The 16,216-nt window shown below is 63.3% G+C and carries 15 protein-coding genes; 7 read left to right on the top strand and 8 right to left on the bottom strand.

Annotation, left to right across the window (positions count from 1 at the left end; all coding sequences use genetic code 11):
* Positions 1–17: 17 nt before the first annotated feature.
* On the bottom strand, positions 18–1,154 hold the full coding sequence (locus IVB36_RS32820) for a GNAT family N-acetyltransferase (RefSeq protein ID WP_018458717.1): 1,137 nt from the start codon (positions 1,152–1,154) through the stop codon (positions 18–20).
* Between the two features lie 1,067 nt (positions 1,155–2,221).
* Here IVB36_RS32820 and IVB36_RS32815 point away from each other — a divergent pair.
* Positions 2,222–3,370 (top strand): ABC transporter substrate-binding protein, encoded by a 1,149-nt coding sequence (locus IVB36_RS32815; RefSeq protein ID WP_018458718.1) that lies wholly within the window; start codon positions 2,222–2,224, stop codon positions 3,368–3,370.
* Between the two features lie 34 nt (positions 3,371–3,404).
* Here the strand turns inward: IVB36_RS32815 and IVB36_RS32810 are convergent, their stop codons facing one another.
* On the bottom strand, positions 3,405–4,163 hold the full coding sequence (locus IVB36_RS32810; protein ID WP_018458719.1) for an SDR family NAD(P)-dependent oxidoreductase: 759 nt from the start codon (positions 4,161–4,163) through the stop codon (positions 3,405–3,407).
* Between the two features lie 163 nt (positions 4,164–4,326).
* Here IVB36_RS32810 and IVB36_RS32805 point away from each other — a divergent pair, with 163 nt between their 5' ends.
* Genes IVB36_RS32805 through IVB36_RS32780 form a run of 6 tightly spaced genes read left to right on the top strand, consistent with a single transcriptional unit; the run spans position 4,327 to position 10,192 of the window.
* Positions 4,327–5,586: an extracellular solute-binding protein gene (locus tag IVB36_RS32805; RefSeq protein ID WP_247394367.1), complete on the top strand. Its 1,260-nt coding sequence runs from the start codon at positions 4,327–4,329 to the stop codon at positions 5,584–5,586.
* A gap of 50 nt (positions 5,587–5,636) precedes the next feature.
* A complete protein-coding gene (locus IVB36_RS32800; RefSeq protein WP_088930799.1) occupies positions 5,637–6,530 on the top strand; it encodes a sugar ABC transporter permease in 894 nt (297 codons plus the stop codon).
* A complete protein-coding gene (locus tag IVB36_RS32795) occupies positions 6,523–7,371 on the top strand; it encodes a carbohydrate ABC transporter permease (RefSeq protein WP_247299707.1) in 849 nt (282 codons plus the stop codon). The genes IVB36_RS32800 and IVB36_RS32795 overlap by 8 nt, the downstream gene beginning before the upstream one ends.
* Before the next feature lie 22 nt (positions 7,372–7,393).
* Positions 7,394–8,491 carry a Gfo/Idh/MocA family oxidoreductase gene (locus IVB36_RS32790; protein ID WP_247299704.1) on the top strand — a complete coding sequence of 366 codons (1,098 nt, stop codon included), beginning with the start codon at positions 7,394–7,396 and terminating at the stop codon, positions 8,489–8,491.
* A gap of 10 nt (positions 8,492–8,501) precedes the next feature.
* Positions 8,502–9,146 carry a ThuA domain-containing protein gene (locus IVB36_RS32785; RefSeq protein ID WP_026233644.1) on the top strand — a complete coding sequence of 215 codons (645 nt, stop codon included), beginning with the start codon at positions 8,502–8,504 and terminating at the stop codon, positions 9,144–9,146.
* Entirely contained in the window at positions 9,143–10,192 is a 1,050-nt protein-coding gene (locus IVB36_RS32780; protein WP_026233645.1) for a LacI family DNA-binding transcriptional regulator, read from the top strand. Before IVB36_RS32785 ends, IVB36_RS32780 begins: the two co-directional genes overlap by 4 nt.
* A 23-nt stretch (positions 10,193–10,215) precedes the next feature.
* Here IVB36_RS32780 and IVB36_RS32775 read toward each other — a convergent pair whose 3' ends face one another.
* From IVB36_RS32775 to IVB36_RS32750, 6 genes are read right to left on the bottom strand one after another with little or no spacing between them, the layout of a single operon-like run.
* Positions 10,216–10,842, bottom strand: coding sequence for an NAD(P)H-dependent oxidoreductase (locus IVB36_RS32775; RefSeq protein WP_026233646.1), 627 nt, complete (start codon positions 10,840–10,842; stop codon positions 10,216–10,218).
* A 3-nt stretch (positions 10,843–10,845) separates the two neighbouring features.
* Positions 10,846–12,420: an isochorismatase family protein gene (locus tag IVB36_RS32770; RefSeq protein WP_085394193.1), complete on the bottom strand. Its 1,575-nt coding sequence runs from the start codon at positions 12,418–12,420 to the stop codon at positions 10,846–10,848.
* Between the two features lie 18 nt (positions 12,421–12,438).
* Positions 12,439–13,287, bottom strand: coding sequence for an MBL fold metallo-hydrolase (locus tag IVB36_RS32765; RefSeq protein WP_007593031.1), 849 nt, complete (start codon positions 13,285–13,287; stop codon positions 12,439–12,441).
* A gap of 41 nt (positions 13,288–13,328) precedes the next feature.
* Positions 13,329–14,213, bottom strand: coding sequence for an amidohydrolase family protein (locus IVB36_RS32760; protein WP_018458727.1), 885 nt, complete (start codon positions 14,211–14,213; stop codon positions 13,329–13,331).
* Complete coding sequence (locus IVB36_RS32755) at positions 14,210–15,331, bottom strand: VWA domain-containing protein (RefSeq protein WP_018458728.1); 1,122 nt, start codon at positions 15,329–15,331, stop codon at positions 14,210–14,212. Before IVB36_RS32755 ends, IVB36_RS32760 begins: the two co-directional genes overlap by 4 nt.
* Positions 15,328–16,209, bottom strand: coding sequence for a MoxR family ATPase (locus IVB36_RS32750; RefSeq protein WP_018458729.1), 882 nt, complete (start codon positions 16,207–16,209; stop codon positions 15,328–15,330). The genes IVB36_RS32755 and IVB36_RS32750 overlap by 4 nt, the downstream gene beginning before the upstream one ends.
* Positions 16,210–16,216 lie beyond the last annotated feature (7 nt).

The following is a 16,216-nucleotide window of genomic DNA, read 5'->3' as shown; positions in this document are numbered from 1 at the left end:
TCGGCCCCTCGCACCGGTCAGCGCGTCGGCGTTGAGGTCCGGGTCGGCAGGAACCTGAACTCCGACATCCGCTTGGCGGCCAGCTTGAGCCAAGGCGCCTGTTTCAGTGCGAACAAGGAGATGGCGCCCGTGGTGCTGCCCGCCTGCGTGACCGTCCACATCGGTGAAGGCTGAGCGCCGAACTGCTTCTTGTAGGGCTCGTCGCCGATGGTGAAATCGAGCATCTGATCCCCGCGCTCGATGCAATCCTTCGCCACCTGCTCGAACATCAGCGCGCCCAAGGACTGGCTTTTGTATCCGGCAATGTCGAAGGCGCCCATGATCACGAGGAAGCTGCCGTGATGGCTGAGTCCGAGCACGGCTGCGATGACCTCGCCGTTCATCTTCATCGCATAGAGCCGGACAAAGGAGCCGAGGCCGCGCTGCGCCACGTCGGAATAGAAGCCGTAATATTCGGGGCGCTGGAGCAGATCTCCGTCGCCGTGTGCCTGAAAGCGCGGCCCGCGAAATTTCTTCATCACGTCCAGCACCTCCAAGACAGCGGCACTGTCGCGGCAGCATGAAAAACTCAAGTCCCCCTTCTTCTGGAGCTGCCGGGCTTTCTTTGCGAGCTCCTTCTGGTAGGAACGGTCCAGCGCACTGGCGCGCCATTGCTCGAACGGCGCGACCAGAACGGTCGCATAGGCATTGGTGTCCATCGCTATGCGGCGGGGCGCAGCCAGCAGGTTCTCGATCGGAAGCCGTCCATCCGGCAGCTTGGTCATCCGGAGCAGATCGAACGGGCGGACGAGGCACCGGATTTCTGCGCAGGCACTCTCGTCCTTGAGCAGCTCGGAAAATACCTGCGGGCTGCATACGGGCGCGAGGTAGTCGGAAACGCGGAGGTCGGCGAATTCGACGGTCCGTATCGGGCCGCGCCGGATCCGCAGCAAGGGCAACACCATCGCAAGGGCGCCCGTCGCGCGGTGGCGGACCACGACAACCAGAGGAGTTGCGCTCACATGAGACGCGAGCCTGGTGTAGAGGGTGTCGAGCCAAAGCGGATGCTGGAACGCGGTGGCGGCCGAGTTGTCGAACAGCTCCGCGTAGTCCGGCGACAGGAAGTCGAATCCCTGCTCGATGGCGATGTCGAATGTGTTGCTAGGTCTGTTCATACGCAACCAAGAAAGCAGATGGCTCGGGACGATTGATGGAGCCGGATCTACGCTCTATAGCAGGGTCGTTACGGGGGAGACACCGGCGGCGTATGATTTGCATTAATCCTTCGAGCGAGGCGCGTATGGTTACCAAACCGCTAATTCCTCATCGAGCGGCCTCGCAGCCGAAACAGCCACGACCGCGTCAACCCCCCTCGTCAGAAATATTCCACTTTACCGAAATTCGGTTTTAGCGTATGTGTCGTCCATCCCGGCTCATCCTTGAGGGGCGATCTTGTGGTCGTCATGTTCGCGAGCCGGGCTTGCGGTGGACGCGGCAGCGTTCGGGTGCGAGAGGCTAAGGGCAGGGCGGATTGCTCTCCGTGAGCCCAGGCTGCGTTCCGACGAGCGGCGCTGCTAGGCTTCGTCTCGTCTGTAAGTTTCCGGCTCCGTCGACAGGGCTGGGAAAACTGCGGCGAAATGGCGAGCCGTGCGTACGGCAAAAACCGTGTGGTCCTAGCCGTCGTTGCTACGGTCAAGCCCTGGCGAATGCGGCATCTGCGTCAACCGGCGCGGTGGCGGTGACTTTCGTTGGGACGAGGGAGGCCAAAGAGAACTCGGCTCCCGGGAGAGCACGGCATAAGCCGTCCAACCATCGCGCAGGGAAGGCCGAGTGATTGGCTACACCTGTATGCTGCTGTGCGGTTTTCCTGCGTGTGCTTTTCGCGCAGCGGACCGCGGGTGCCAGCCGGCACCCGGCCTTCCCTGCGCCCTCTTGGACAAGAGGGTGAAGCGACCAAGCAAAGCTCGGGCGAAATGCGCCGCGAGAACGCGAAGGCGTGTCCGTCTACCTCGAGATTCCGGTTCGAGCACCGACGTCTTGTCCCTAACGCTAGGGACAGACACGTTGCCGCGATCCGCTTAGCATGATCCGCCCGCTTGCTCGGGACCGCAGGAGGGAACGCGTATGTCGGACGACGTGCCTTCTGGGCAGCGTCGGTGCGTCCCGGAGAGCAGTGCAAGCTCGAGCCGGGGCGCCCGATGCAGCCGGCGGAGTCATCAAAGCGGACAGGGAGGAACGGGACATGAAGATCGGTTTCGCGCGAGCCTCGCTTCTTGTGGCATGCGTCCTTTTTGGAAATGCTGCTCACGCGGACATCAAAATTGGAATTGTGATTTCGGCAAGCGGCCCGGGATCCGCTCTGGGACAGCCGCAGCTCAAGACGGTTGCAGCTCTTCCGAAAGAGATCGGTGGAGAGAAGGTGACCTATATCGTCCTGGACGACGAGTCGGATTCGACCAAAGGGGTCCAGAACGCACGCCGGCTGGTGATCCAGGATAAGGTCGACGTGCTGGTCGGCTCCTCTCTGACCCCGGTGACCATGCCGATGCTGGATGTCGCGCTCGAATCGAAGACGCCGCTGCTGTCGCTCGCTGCCGCTACGGCCATCGTTCAACCGATGGATGAGAAGCGTGCCTGGGCTTTCAAGGTCGTTCCCAATGACGACCTCATGGCGGCCGCCATCCTCAAGCATATCGCGACATCAGGCGTGAAGACGCTCGGCTATATCGGCGTTTCGGATGGCTACGGCGAGGGCTACTACAAGGAGGTGAGCCGCCTCGCGCCTGCGTTGGGGCTGACCGTAGCCACACATGAGGTCTACGCGCGCGCCGACACCAGCGTCACCGGTCAGGCGCTGAAGGTGATGTCGACCAATCCCGATGCCGTCTTCATCGCGTCCGCAGGAACTCCGGCCGTCCTGCCGCAGCAGGCGCTCCGCGAGCGCGGATACGCCGGGAAGATATTTCAGACACACGGCGTGGCCAGTGAGGAGTTCATCAAGCTCGGCGGCGCGAACGTCGAAGGTGCGGTATTCGCGGGCGAAGCTTTTACCATTGCCGCCGATCTTCCCGCAGGAGATCCGTTCCGTCGTTCGACGGAGGAGTTCGTGACCGCGTATGAAGCGGCGAACGGACAAAAGCCCAACATGTTCGCTGCTCACCTCTGGGATGTCGTGGCACTGATCGGAAAAGCTGCACCGGATGCGCTGAAGACGGCAAAGCCTGGCACAATCGAATTTCGCGCGGCGCTGCGGGACGCACTCGAGCGTGGGCAGAACATCTATCTCAACAATGGGCTGTCGAACATGAGCAAGGCCGATCACAACGGCTATGATGAGCGCTCGGCCTTTCTCATCAAGGTCGAAGGCGGGAAGTTCCGCCTGGCAAAGTAGCGGCGCGCCGATGCACGATCTGGTCTGGTCCGCCTCAGACCCAGCCGCCATCGACGATGTAGTGCTGGGCTGTGCAGGCAGAAGCCTCGTCGGAAGCGAGGAAGATGGTGAACTTCGCGACCTCGTCGGGCATGAGCTTGCGCTTCAGGCATTGTCGTTGCATGAGCTCGACCTCGCCCTGGGGTGTCATCCATTTATCGAGCTGGCGCTCAGTCATGATCCATCCCGGCGCTATCGCGTTCACGCGGATATTGTAGGCGCCGTAATCGCGCGCCAGAGAGCGTGTGAGACCGATCACACCCGATTTGCTGGCGGTGTAGGCGGCCATGCCGCCTTGTCCGGCGATCCACGATACCGAGCCGAAATTGATGATAGCGCCGGCGTTCGCCGCCTTCATGTCCGGCAACACGGCCTGCGCAGCAAAGAACTGGTGCTTCAAGTTGACCCCGATGCGGTCGTCCCAATATTCCGGTGTCATTTCCTCGGTGCTGTGCCGCTCGTCATGCGCGGCATTGTTGACGAGGATGTTGATCGCGCCGCGCACATTGCGCGCCTCCGCGACACCGGCACGTAACGCGGCAATATCGGTCAAGTCGACACGCATGAAACGCGCGCTAAGACCTTGATCCGACAGCTCGCGTGCCAGCGATTGGCCCGCGTCGACATTGATGTCGAAGAACACGACATTGGATTTCTGCTGTGCGAAGCGCCGCACGATCGCAGCGCCAATGCCCGATGCGCCTCCGGTGACGAGAACGACCTTGCCGGCGAGGTCGGAATAAACGGCAGCCATGGATATCCCTCGATTTGCGTTGGGGGCAGCGCGACGCGGCCCGACTCTCCCGCTCACCTTAGCGACCTCCCTCGTGAGGTGCATAGGTCAGAATTTCAGTTGCGTACCTCAAAAATCGAAGGCAGGATTGCATCAAAGAATAAGAGCCCTTGGGAGGAATGTGATGAGACTGCTCGGGAAACTGGGACTAGCCGTTGTCGCATGCCTGTTCGGAGCGAAACTCGCTGCGGCCGAAACGACGGTCAAGTGGCTGCACATCGAGGCCAACCCGGCCCAGGTCAAAATCTGGGAGGAGGTTGCGCGCGCCTATGAGGGGTCGCATCCCGGCGTCAAGGTCGAGATGCAGTTCCTCGAGAACGAGGCCTACAAGGCCAAGCTGCCGACCATCCTGCAATCCAGGGACCGGCCCAACATCATCTACAGCTGGTCCGGCGGTGTCCTGAAGACGCAGATCGAGGCCGGCGTGCTCGACGACATCACCGATTCCGTGAAGGGCTACAGCGACAGTCTCACACCCGCGGCGCTCGCCGCCTTCACCAGCAACGGCCGTGTTTATGGTCTGCCCACGGCGCTCTCGCAGGTCGGCTTCCTCTGCAACAAGGAGCTGATGGCCAAGGCGAAGGTCGACCCTGCCGGGATCAAGAGCTGGGACGATCTGCTTGCTGCCGTGAAGACGTTGAAATCCGCCGGCGTGACCCCGATCGTGGTCGGCGGCGCCGATAAGTGGCCACTGCACTTCTACTGGACGCATCTTGCTGTGCGCATCGGCGGCAAGGCGGCGTTCGATGCGGCGCTGCGTGGCGAGAACGGCGGCTTTGCCGGGGAAACCTTCCAGAAATCCGGCGAGCTGTTCAAGCAACTCGTGGATCTCCAACCGTTCCAGAATGGCTTCCTGGGTTTCAAGAACCCGCAGGCGGTCGGCTATTTCGGCGACGGCAAGGCGGCGATGACGCTCGCGATCAGCACGGTCTATCATCTGCAGCGCGCTCTCGCCGCCGACAAGATCGGATTGACCGAGGACAAGATGTGCTGGTTCGACTTCCCGGTCGTGACCGGCGGTAAGGGCGCGCCGACCGATACGCTCGGGGGCATCACCGGTTGGCTGATCACGAAAGGCTCGCCGAAGGAGGCTGTCGATTTCCTGAAGTACTTCGTCTCCAAAGAGGTGCAGACGCGGCTTGCCGCCGGCAACTTCATCATCCCGGTGGTGCAGGGCGCGGATGTCGGCCTCAACAACGGCTTCATGAAGCTGATCGCCGCCAATCTGGCGAAGTCGAACTACCACCAGAACTTCCATGACCAGAGCCTGGGTCCGTCCGTCGGCCGCGTCGTCAACGACGTCACGGCCGAGATCGCCGGCGGCAGCATGAGCCCGCAAGAGGCTGCCAAGGCGATCGAGGCGGCGCGGAAACAGGGCAACTGACGGTGACGCGGCGGACCGCGAGCGTGTCGGCGATCGGCGCTGCTGGCGAGATGGTCCCGCAGGTCACGGTCCGTGGCCCGAGTTGGGACGGCAGGCTGACGGTGCTCATCCTGTTCCTGCCGCCGGCGCTGCTGTTGTTCACGTTGTTCGTTGTGCTGCCGATCGGCGAAGCAGCTTGGTACTCGGGCTTCAATTGGAACGGATTCGGCAGGCCGACCAACTGGATTGGCCTGGACAATTACCGCTTTGTGCTGGAGACCCGCGCCTTCTGGCTCGCTCTGCGCAACAACGGCCTGATCATCGCTGTTTCGCTCGCCATCCAGCTGCCGCTTGCGCTCACCCTGGCCTTGATGCTCGCCGAACGCTTTCGAGGGGCGGTGGCGCTGCGCATGCTGGTCTTCATGCCCTATATCCTGGCGGAGATCGCAACCGGGCTGATCTTCAGCTTCGTCTATGATGGCGACTACGGCCTTGTGGCCTCGATCTGGCGCAGCTTCGGCGCCGAGCCGCCGCATCTGCTTGCATCGACGGATACGGCCATGCTGGCGGTGCTGATCGTGGTCGTCTGGAAGTACTTTGGCTTCCACATGATGCTATTCATCGCAGCGCTCCAGGGCCTCGACAAGAGCCTGGTCGAGGCGGCGCGTATCGACGGCGCGACCCGATCGCAAGCCTTGCGACATGTGGTCATCCCCTTGCTCTATCCGACGATAAGGCTATCCGTGTTCTTCGCCATCGTCGGCTCGCTGCAGCTGTTCGACCTCGTCATGCCGCTGACGCGCGGGGGGCCAGCGGACTCCTCGAACACGATGGTGAGCTTTCTCTACAACAACGGCATCTCGCGCATGCGGGTCGGCTACGGCAGTGCCATCGGCGTCATTTTGTTTGCGATCTGCGTGACCTTTGCCTTCACGTACAAGCGATGGTTCATGCGCGATGAGTAATGCCAAGGCGATCCGCGCGCCATTCGATCCCGCAATGCTGTTCAAGCTGGTGTTCCTCGCCGTCGTCGCCATCATCGTAGTGGTCCCGCTGCTTGCGACCTTGTTCGGTGGTTTCAAATCGCTCGGCGAGCTGCGCGTCAATCCGTTCGGCCTGCCACGTCACTGGGAGTGGCAGAATTACGCCGACATCCTGTTCTCGGCACGCTACTGGCAGCTCTTGCGCAACTCGCTGATCATCTCGACCCTCACGGTGGCCCTGACCCTGATCGTCGCCTCGATGGCGGCGTTCACCTTCGCCCATATCAGGTTCTATGGCAGCTCGATGCTGCTGAGCTACCTGACGCTGGGCCTGCTGTTTCCAGCCGCGACAGCGGTGCTGCCGCTCTTCATCAAGGTCCGCGATCTCGGATTGCTCGATACATACTTTGGCGTTGCGCTGCCGCAGACGGCTTTCAGTCTCGCCATGAGCGTGCTGCTGCTGCGGCGTTTCTTCAAGGACATCCCGTACGAATTGCTGGAGGCCGCGCTGGTCGACGGCTGCAGCTATATCAAATTCTTCCGCTATGTGACCCTGCCTTTGTCCCGGCCGATCCTGGCGACCGTCGGTACCATCACTTTCGTCAACAGCTGGAACGCCTATCTGCTGCCGCTGGTGATGCTCAACACCGACGCGCTCTATCCCTGGCCGCTCGGTATCATGATTTATCAGGGCGAGTATTCGTCCGAGTGGCATCTGATCCTGGCCTTCATCACGTTGACCATCCTGCCGACGATCATTCTCTTCCTCCTGGCGCAGAAGCACATCGTCGCAGGCCTCACCGCCGGCGCGGTCAAGGGATGAACGGTACCTCACGGAGATCACAATGAGAAAAGTCGGCATCGGCATCATCGGCTGCGGCAATATCAGCACCGCTTATCTGAAGGCGGCCCAGCGCTTCGCGGTCATGGAAATCAAGGCGCTCGCCGATATGCGCAGCGATGCGGCAGAGCGGCAGGGCGCCGCCTTCGGGTTGCCGGCGATGCGGGTTGATCAGCTGCTCAAGCGAGACGACGTCGAGATCGTCATCAATCTCACCGTGCCACTCGCCCACACCGACGTCAGTCTCGCAGTGCTGAACGCCGGCAAGCACGTTCATTCCGAGAAGCCGCTCGGCATCAACGTCACGGAAGCGCGCAAGGTGATGGAGCTCGCTGCGCAGAAGAGTCTTCGCGTCGGTTGCGCACCCGATACGTTCCTTGGCGGTGGGCACCAGACCGCGCGCAAGCTGATCGACGATGGCGCGATCGGCACGCCCGTGGCCGGCAGCGCCTTCTTCGGCTGCCCCGGCCACGAGCGCTGGCATCCGGCGCCGGGTTTCTATTATTTGCGCGGCGGCGGGCCTATGCTTGACATGGGCCCGTACTACATCACCGATCTCGTGCAGCTGCTCGGCCCCGTGGCGAGCGTGATGGGTTCGACCGCGCGCCCGAAATCCGAACGGCTGGTCACCAGCCAGCCGATGAACGGAACGCTGATCCCGGTCGAAGTTGCGACCCATGTCGCCGGCACGCTCGAATTCGAGAGCGGGGCGATCGTCTCGATCGCGATGAGCTTTGACGTGCCCAAGCACCGGCACGCGCCGATCGAGATTTATGGCGACAAGGGCAGCATGCTGGTGCCGGACCCGAACCGCTTCGGCGGCGAGGTGCAGGTCGCCAAGGCTGGCGGCGACTGGGAGCCGGTCCCGCTGACCCACGGTCATGTCGATGGCGAGTTCCGTTCCATTGGCGCCGCCGATATGGCCTCCGCGATACTGAACAACCGGCCGCATCGTGCGAGCGGCGCGCTCGCTTTCCACGTGCTGGAGGTGATGGAGGCGTTCCAGATCTCTGCCGACGAAGGCCGGCGCGTCAAGATCGAGAGCCGCGTCGAGCGGCCGGCGATGCTGCCGGCCGGGCGCGAAACCGGACAGATCGACTGAGGGAATGACCATGCGCAAGGCAATGATTGTATGGGGCGGCTGGCCGGGACACGATCCCGATCTCTGCGCTTCGATGATCCGCGGCTGGCTGAAGGCTGAAGGCTTCGAGGTGCGGATCGAAACCACCACCGCCGCGTTCGCCGATCCCGCGATTCACGACCTGTCACTGATCATCCCGATCTACACCATGTCGAAGATCGAGAAGGCGGAAGCGCTCAATCTCTGCGCTGCGGTCCGAAGCGGCGTCGGGCTCGCCGGCCATCATGGCGGCATGGGTGACGCGTTCCGCGATTCCGTCGACTACCAGTTCCTGTGCGGCGGGCAGTGGGTTGCGCATCCCGGCAACATCATCGACTACAAGGTCGACTTGACGAAGCCGGATGATCCCATCATGAAGGGCCTGAAGAGTTTCGAGCATCGTTCCGAGCAGTACTACATGCATGTCGACCCCGCCAACGAGGTGTTGGCGACGACGACCTTCACCGGCGAGCACGCGCCCTGGATCGAGGGCGTGGTAATGCCCGTGGTCTGGAAGAAGCGATACGGCGCGGGCAGGGTGTTCTATTCCTCGCTCGGCCACCGCGCCTACGAGCTCGACGTACCGGAGATCCGGACGTTGATGACCCGCGGCATGCTGTGGGCGGCGCGCGAATGAATGCTGGTGCGAGCCAGCCGGTGATTCGTGCCACGCTTGAGGACGTTGCGCGCACGGCGGGTGTTTCGCTCGCCACGGTCGACCGCGTCGTCAACCGGCGCGAGGGCGTGCGCGCCAAGACCGTCGCGCGGGTCGAGGCCGCGGTGGCAAAACTCGGCTATCGAGCCGACGTCGCGGCCGCGCGGCTTGCCCGCGGGCAGACGTTCCGCTTTGCCTTTGTGCTGCCGACGGGCAGCAACAGCTTCATGACCAACCTGACCGAGCAGGTCCAGCGCACCGCAGACTGGCTCGCCGGCCAGCGCGGCTTCATTGATATCCTGCGTGTCGACGTGTTCGATCCGGACGTACTCGCCGCCGCGCTGGAAAATCTCTCGCCTGCCTATCAGGGCGTCGCCGTGATCGCGCTCGACCATCCCAGGGTGCGCGCCGCGATCGACGAACTCACTGCGCGCGGGGTCGCTGTGGTGACCCTCGTGTCGGACGCGCCGAGCTCGCGCCGGCTGCACTATGTCGGCATCGACAACCCGGCGGCAGGCCGCACCGCTGCAACGCTGATGGGACGGTTCCTCACTGGTCGCAAGGGGACGGTGGCCGTCATCGCGGGATCGTTGTCGCTGCGCGATCACACCGAACGGCAATTCGGCTTCCACCAGATCCTGTCCAGCGAATATCAGAGCCTAGTCGCGCTGCCGGTGATCGAGGGCCGCGACGACAGCGAGCGCACCCGGGAGCTCACTGCGGCACTGCTCGCGCGCCAGCCCGATCTGCGCGGCATATACTGCTGCGGCGCCGGGAACCGTGGCATCGCCGACGCGCTTGAGGCCTCGGGACGGGCGCGCGAGGTGGTCTGGATTGCCCATGAGCTGACCCAATACACGCGGCGTTTCCTGGTCCGCGGCACGCTCGATGCCATCATCAACCAGGATCCCGGCCACGAGGCACGGTCTGCGGCGCGAGTCCTGCTCGCGCATTGTTCGGGTGAGCCGATCAGCCCCGACCAGGAGCGCATCCGCATCGACATTTTTCTGCGGGACAATCTGCCGTAGCCTCGACTGACCTGCGGGGCGCATCAGAAGCTCTCGGCCATTGCGGCCAGGCGTCGATGGGCTCGTTCGCGAGCCACCTCAATGGGCTGTTGCGGTCCGGTGGTTGGTCCGATCGGAATGAAACGGACATTGCTGATGCCGACAAAACGCAAAATTTCGCGCAGGTAAGGCGCTGCCATGTCGATGCGCCCGCGATTCATTCCGGTGGCGAAATCGCTGCCACTGGCAATGATGACGATGGTCGGCCGGTCCTTCAGCAACGGGATATACCCCAGCGACGGATCGAACCGAAAGGTGAGCCCGGGCTGGACGATAATGTCGAACCATTGCTTGAGCTTATAGGGAATGCCGAAGTTCCACATTGGCGTCGAAATCAGCACCCGCTCGGCGAGCGCTAAGCGCACCGCCATCCGCTCGGCTTCCGCGAAGCTGTCCCGCTGCGCGTCGTTGAAGGCCTGCGCCTTCATCCGTGCATATTTGGCTTCGACAATGGGGCCTGAAAATTCCGGCAAGCGCTCGCGCCAGAGATCCATAACGTCCACGTCCCAGTCGGGCCGAGCTCGGCGAAAGCCGTCGAGGAAAACGCATGCGCCGGCGCCTGACCAGGAGTCGCCGCGGGGCGAGCAAGACAGGTGCAGGAGCTTCGCCACCGCTCATCCCAGCGCTTTGATGACCGCATCGGCCTTGGTCACGACGGCGACGTTCTGCATGGCGAAATTGATCGACGCGGCGTGCCAATCGGCGTTCATGGTCGAGCAGCAATCCTCGGGAACGATCATGAAGTAGCCCTTGTCGGCACCGGTCCGCGCTGTGTGCTCAACTGACATGTTGGTCCAGGCGCCGGTGTTGATGATCATGTCGCGGCCGGTGGCTTTCAGGATCGTTTCGAGCCTCGTGCCTTCCCAGGCACTCATTCGCACCTTCTCGACCACGAAATCGCCGGGCCGTGGTTCGAGACCTGACACCGGTGCCGCCCCCCAGCTTCCGCGCACCATCGCCTTGCTGTCGACGAGACCCTCGAACAGCGGCGCATTCAGCGTCACGCCGGGCGCGCCGGGCTCGACGACGAACCAGACATGAATGATGGCCACGCCTCGCGCCCGCGCCGTTTCGGCTAGGCGGCGGACATTCTCGACGACGCGCTGCTGCTTCGCGTGACCTGGCGCGCCGGAATCGGCAAAGGCGCCGCCATCCATGATGACGTCGTTCTGGAGATCCTGGATGATCATGGCGCAGCGTCGCGGGTCGAGCTGCATTTCGCCGTCGGCAAGGATGGGGGCAGCGGAAGCAGAGCCCGCGGCCGCAGTGCCGCTGCCTCGCTTGCCGCTCATATAGGGCTCGTGGCGCGGTCCGACCCTGGTGGGAATTGCATAGACCGAGTGCGTCGAAGTCAGGTACAGCGTGCGGAAATCCGGCCCGCCCCAGGTAAGGTTGGCGACGAGTTCGGGCAGGCGGAGCTTGCCGAGCAGCTCGCTCCGCGGCGAATAGACCCAGACCCCGCCGGGTGCCGTAACCCAGACGTTGCCGTGCTGGTCGCACTTCATGCCGTCGGGCAAGCCGGGCTCGAGCTCGGAGCGGATGGCGCTCGCGAACACCCGCGCGGTCGACAGGGAACCGTCAGAATTGACATCAAACACGCGGATGAGTGCCTGCACGGTGTCGTTGACATAGAGCAGTTTCTCGTCGGGCGAGAAGCACAGCCCGTTCGGCTGGTCGAACAGATTGCGGTCCACGACGAGCTTCGGGTCGGCGCCGGGCACGACGCGATAGACGCCCTGGAAACCGAGCTGCCTCGGCCGCTCGACGCCATAGACCGGCATGCGGCCATACCAGGGGTCCGAGAAATAGATCGCGCCGGAGGAGTGCACGCAGACGTCGTTGGGGCTGTTGAGCTCCTGTCCCCCAAAGTGCGAGGCCAGCACCTCGCGCCGTCCGTCCGGCCGCTCGCGGATCAACGACGATGTCGCGTGCTCGCAAACGATCAAATTGAGCTCGGCGTCATAGGTCATGCCGTTGCATTTGTTCGAGGGACGCTTGACCTCGGCGACGCCGCGCCGCGCATCCCAGCGCCGGCGCACGTCGCCCGGCATGTCTGAGAACAGCAGATAATGATCCACCGGATGCCAGATCGGTCCTTCCGTAAAGTCAAAACCGGTGCCGATTTGCGCGACTGGTGCGTAGGGATCGATCAGGGTCTCGAATTCGGAGCGCAAGGTGACGTGGGTCATCGGTCGATCCTCTGGCGTCTAGGCCGGAAACCAGTTGCGCTGGGGCAGAGACTGCACGACCGGCCCAGGCACCTGGTCGTGCAGCCGGCCGACGACGTTGCCGCCTTCGATCTTGGCGGGGCGGTCGTGGACCGGCAGCAGATAGCGCGAATTGCTGAGCAGCTTTTTGATGGCGGCCTTCTCGGCCCGCTTGGTGGTGCCGTGGTTGCCAGTGGTGCGCGGCTCCCAGTCGTGGATCTCGTTGAAGGGCGTCACGATCTGGTCGTTGAAATCATAGATGACGTCGCCGCAGATGGTGGCGATGCCGTCGGCCGTTTCGACGATGATATTCATCGATCCCTCGGTATGCGCATTCGCGGCGTCGCAGTAGACACCCGGCATCAACTCGATGGGACCTGTGATCTCGAGGTCGAGAAAGCGCAGCGCACTCTTGGTGTGCAGACGGTCGATCAGATGCTTGATATCCGGTGCCGGATATTGCGGATGCATCAGGCCGGACACAGAATATTCAAGCTCCCGACGGTTGAGGACGACGGTCGTGTTCATCGGAAACAGATCGTCCTTGCCGGCGTGGTCGATGTGCAGATGGGTGTGGCAGACGAAACGCACATCGCCCATCCGCACGCCGTGCCGCGCAAGCTGGTTCTCGATCATGTGCTCGTGATACTGCAGGCCGCGCATCCCCAGCGTTTCCATGATCTGGTTGGAACGGTAACCGGTGTCTACCACGACCGGATACTTGCCGCCGAGGATCAGGAAACCGAGGGTGAGGACGCGGCGGGTGCGGCCGCAATCGCGGCCGAGAACCAAAAAGCTCGATTCCAGCTCAATATCGCCATAGTCCAAAATCTTGATCTCCAGCGGCATTCCGTCCCTCCCTGTGTCCGTTCTCGTTGTTTCCTCGGCGCTCAGAGCCGATAGACGCGCATAGCGGTGGTCTTGAAAATGGCTTCGCGCTGATCATCGCGTAGCGGCGCCGCGGCGGCACGGAATGCATCGATCAACGCGCGATAGCTGGTCCACAATTTCTCGATCGGAAAATTCGAGCCGAACAGGCAGCGTTCGGCGCCGAAGATCGCAATCGTATCGGTCAGGACGGATGCGATATGCGCGGGGTCGTTGCGGTGGATGAAGGTTCCGAGCCCCGATAGTTTCGACACGACGTTCGGGCATGCGGCGAGGCGGGCCATCCCGGCGCGCCACGCGGCGCGGCCTGCCGGTGAAAGGTCCTCCAGCATGCCGGCGTGCTGGAGGATAAAGGTCACCTTAGGGCAGGATTCCGCAAGGCGCGCAGCGTCAGGCATCTGTGGCGTGAACACCTGAAGCTCAAAGCTCCAGCCATAATCCGCAAGGCGGGCGATATTGCGCTGGATCACGGGATCGGTGCAAAGGTCCGGCCGCGCGGCAAAGCGATAAAGCGGGTTCTCGTGCCAATGCAGTTGCATGCGAACGCCGCGTACGAGGGCATAACGCTTCAGGCGGTCGAGCTGTGGACGCACGTCGTCCACCGAAAAGTCGGCGTAAGCTACGATGGCATGCGGCCAGCCGTGCTCCTCGGCGGTCTGCTGCACCCAAGCGGCCTCGTCCTCGAAGCGGTCATTGGCCCAGTTGGTCTGGACATAGACCGAGCGGGTAACGCCGCTGCCCTCGATGTCGCCGAGATATTCCTCGATCGGGTAATCGCGCCGGATCGGCTCGTACGGACCGAAGATGCGCGGCTGCATCGGACCCACCAGCCAGGGCAGGTCGGTCTGGCGCCAGATATGATGGTGCCCATCGACGACGTCGGTCACGCAACTCTCCTTTGTCCCAGCGCCAGCACATGCGCGACGATCGACGCGCTCGAGCCACCATCGACGAGGTCGTCGACGAAGCGTTCGATCGCGACCAGCGCTTCGGTCTGCGGGCGAAAGTCGGGACCAGCCGCGAGCGGTGTCAGCCAGCTCACGCGCCACGCACGGCGCGATAGTTTCGCGACCGCATCGCGCAGCGCATCGGGTTCGCCCCGTTCCAGGCCGTCGGAAACGATGATCACGGCAGCGCCCCGCGCGTATCCACCGAAGCGGGGCACGGCGAGAAACGCCTGAAGCGCATCGCCGATTCGGGTGCCGCCGTCCCAGTCGCTGACCGCATGGGCCGCCGCCCTGAGCGCCTGCTCTCGGCGTTTGAGTCGCAACGGGCGGGTGATGCGGGTCAGCCGCGTGCCGAAGGTGAAGACCTCGACGCTGGGCGCCGCCTGCACCAACGTGTGCGCGAACTTCATATTCTCTTCGGTGCGGGTCTTCATCGAGCCGGAGACGTCAATCAGAAGCAACATCTTGCGTGGGCGCTGCCGCCGCTTCAAACGCCCCAGCCGGAGAATTTCGCCATCGCTGCGAACGGAGTCGCGCAGGGTGCGGCGCAAATCGGCGTAGGGTCCGCTGCGAGCCCGCATGCGGCGATGGCCGCGCCGCTTCGGCAGGCGCCTCGGCGCCTCGCGGGACAGCCGGCGCAGCGCATCGGTGGTCGAGAGCTGCGCAAAGCGGCGCTCGACCAGGGTTTCGGCGCGCGCAGCTGCGAGACCGGACTCGTTGGCCTCGTCCGACAACAGCGGCTCGTCGTTTCCACGGGCCTCCTCTTGCAGCCGAACAGTCTCGTCGTCCTCACCGTCATCGACGCGCTCGATTGCCTCGTTTCCGCGAAAGTGCAGATCGAACAGCCGGTCGAACGTTGCGCGACGCTCCGGTGGAGGAGCCAGTGTTGCGAGGGCTGCCTGCCGAATGTCCTCCAGGCTGCGGGGACCGAGCAACTGGATTGCGGCAAGGAACGACGTCGTCTGTTCCGGTGCGACGGCAAATCCGTTCGTTCGCAACAAGCCGACGAACGAGATGAATACACGCGCAGCGCGCGGCAGTTCGGGTTCGGCGCTCATGCAGAGGCCTCCGCCAGCAGGGCATCGAGGCGCGGCGAAATGAAGTGCAGATCCTCCTCGTCTTTCAAGGCAACGCCGATCGAGCGCCTGAAGGCATCAGGCCACCGTGCGCCGCCCTTGTGCAGCAGCGTGGCGGCCTCGGCCCAGTCGACGGCCTCGGCGATCCCGGGCGCCTTGCTGAGTGGTTCGCGTCGCAGCTTCTCGACGGCGGCGACGACGGCCCGCGCGGTCCCCTCGGCGACGCTGGAGGCCCGCATCATCACGATGCGCGCTTCGCGCTCGGCGGAGGGATAGTCGATCCAGTGATAGACGCATCGCCTCCGCAACGCTTCATGAAGATCCCGCGTGCGGTTCGAGGTCAGGACGACAACCGGGCGCTCAGAGGCGCGAACCGTACCGCGCTCCGGAATCGAGATCTGGAAGTCGGACAGGAACTCGAGCAGGAAGGCTTCGAATTCTTGGTCGGCGCGGTCGATTTCGTCGATCAGCAGCACAGTTGAGTCAGGTGCGCGCAGCGTCGCCAGCATCGGTCGCTCGATTAAAAACGTTTCGCCGTAGATGTCGACGCTCTCATCGCCGGCCTGGCGGATTGCGAGCATCTGGCGCGGATAGTTCCATTCGTAGAGTGCGGCAGATGCGTCGATGCCTTCGTAGCATTGCAGGCGGATCAGGCGGCGGCCGAGGACCGCGGCAATGGCTTTGGCGGCCTCGGTCTTGCCGACGCCCGGCGCGCCCTCGAGCAGCAATGGCTTGCCGAGTGCCAGCCCGAGATAGGCTGCGGTCGCCAGCCCCTCGTCGGCAAGGTAATAGGCTGCCCGAAGCGCTTTCTCCAGTGCCTCTGGGCTGTCGATGCCGACGATGTTGCTGCGGACGGCCATCGAGACC

The organism is Bradyrhizobium sp. 35 (assembly GCF_023073215.1).
GTDB lineage: Bacteria > Pseudomonadota > Alphaproteobacteria > Rhizobiales > Xanthobacteraceae > Bradyrhizobium > Bradyrhizobium canariense_D.
Note: the sequence above shows the minus strand (reverse complement) of the source record. Positions and strands in the feature narration are given on the sequence as shown.

Excerpts from the sequence above, each read along its gene's own strand:
- IVB36_RS32820 (WP_018458717.1), bottom strand. The coding sequence starts at position 1,154 with ATGAACAGACCTAGCAACACATTCGACATCGCCATCGAGCAGGGATTC.
- IVB36_RS32800 (WP_088930799.1), top strand. The coding sequence starts at position 5,637 with ATGGTCCCGCAGGTCACGGTCCGTGGCCCGAGTTGGGACGGCAGGCTG.
- IVB36_RS32765 (WP_007593031.1), bottom strand. The coding sequence starts at position 13,287 with ATGCCGCTGGAGATCAAGATTTTGGACTATGGCGATATTGAGCTGGAA.
- IVB36_RS32785 (WP_026233644.1), top strand. The coding sequence starts at position 8,502 with ATGCGCAAGGCAATGATTGTATGGGGCGGCTGGCCGGGACACGATCCC.
- IVB36_RS32790 (WP_247299704.1), top strand. The coding sequence starts at position 7,394 with ATGAGAAAAGTCGGCATCGGCATCATCGGCTGCGGCAATATCAGCACC.
- IVB36_RS32750 (WP_018458729.1), bottom strand. The coding sequence starts at position 16,209 with ATGGCCGTCCGCAGCAACATCGTCGGCATCGACAGCCCAGAGGCACTG.
- IVB36_RS32755 (WP_018458728.1), bottom strand. The coding sequence starts at position 15,331 with ATGAGCGCCGAACCCGAACTGCCGCGCGCTGCGCGTGTATTCATCTCG.
- IVB36_RS32780 (WP_026233645.1), top strand. The coding sequence starts at position 9,143 with ATGAATGCTGGTGCGAGCCAGCCGGTGATTCGTGCCACGCTTGAGGAC.
- IVB36_RS32795 (WP_247299707.1), top strand. The coding sequence starts at position 6,523 with ATGAGTAATGCCAAGGCGATCCGCGCGCCATTCGATCCCGCAATGCTG.
- IVB36_RS32770 (WP_085394193.1), bottom strand. The coding sequence starts at position 12,420 with ATGACCCACGTCACCTTGCGCTCCGAATTCGAGACCCTGATCGATCCC.
- IVB36_RS32810 (WP_018458719.1), bottom strand. The coding sequence starts at position 4,163 with ATGGCTGCCGTTTATTCCGACCTCGCCGGCAAGGTCGTTCTCGTCACC.
- IVB36_RS32815 (WP_018458718.1), top strand. The coding sequence starts at position 2,222 with ATGAAGATCGGTTTCGCGCGAGCCTCGCTTCTTGTGGCATGCGTCCTT.
- IVB36_RS32805 (WP_247394367.1), top strand. The coding sequence starts at position 4,327 with ATGAGACTGCTCGGGAAACTGGGACTAGCCGTTGTCGCATGCCTGTTC.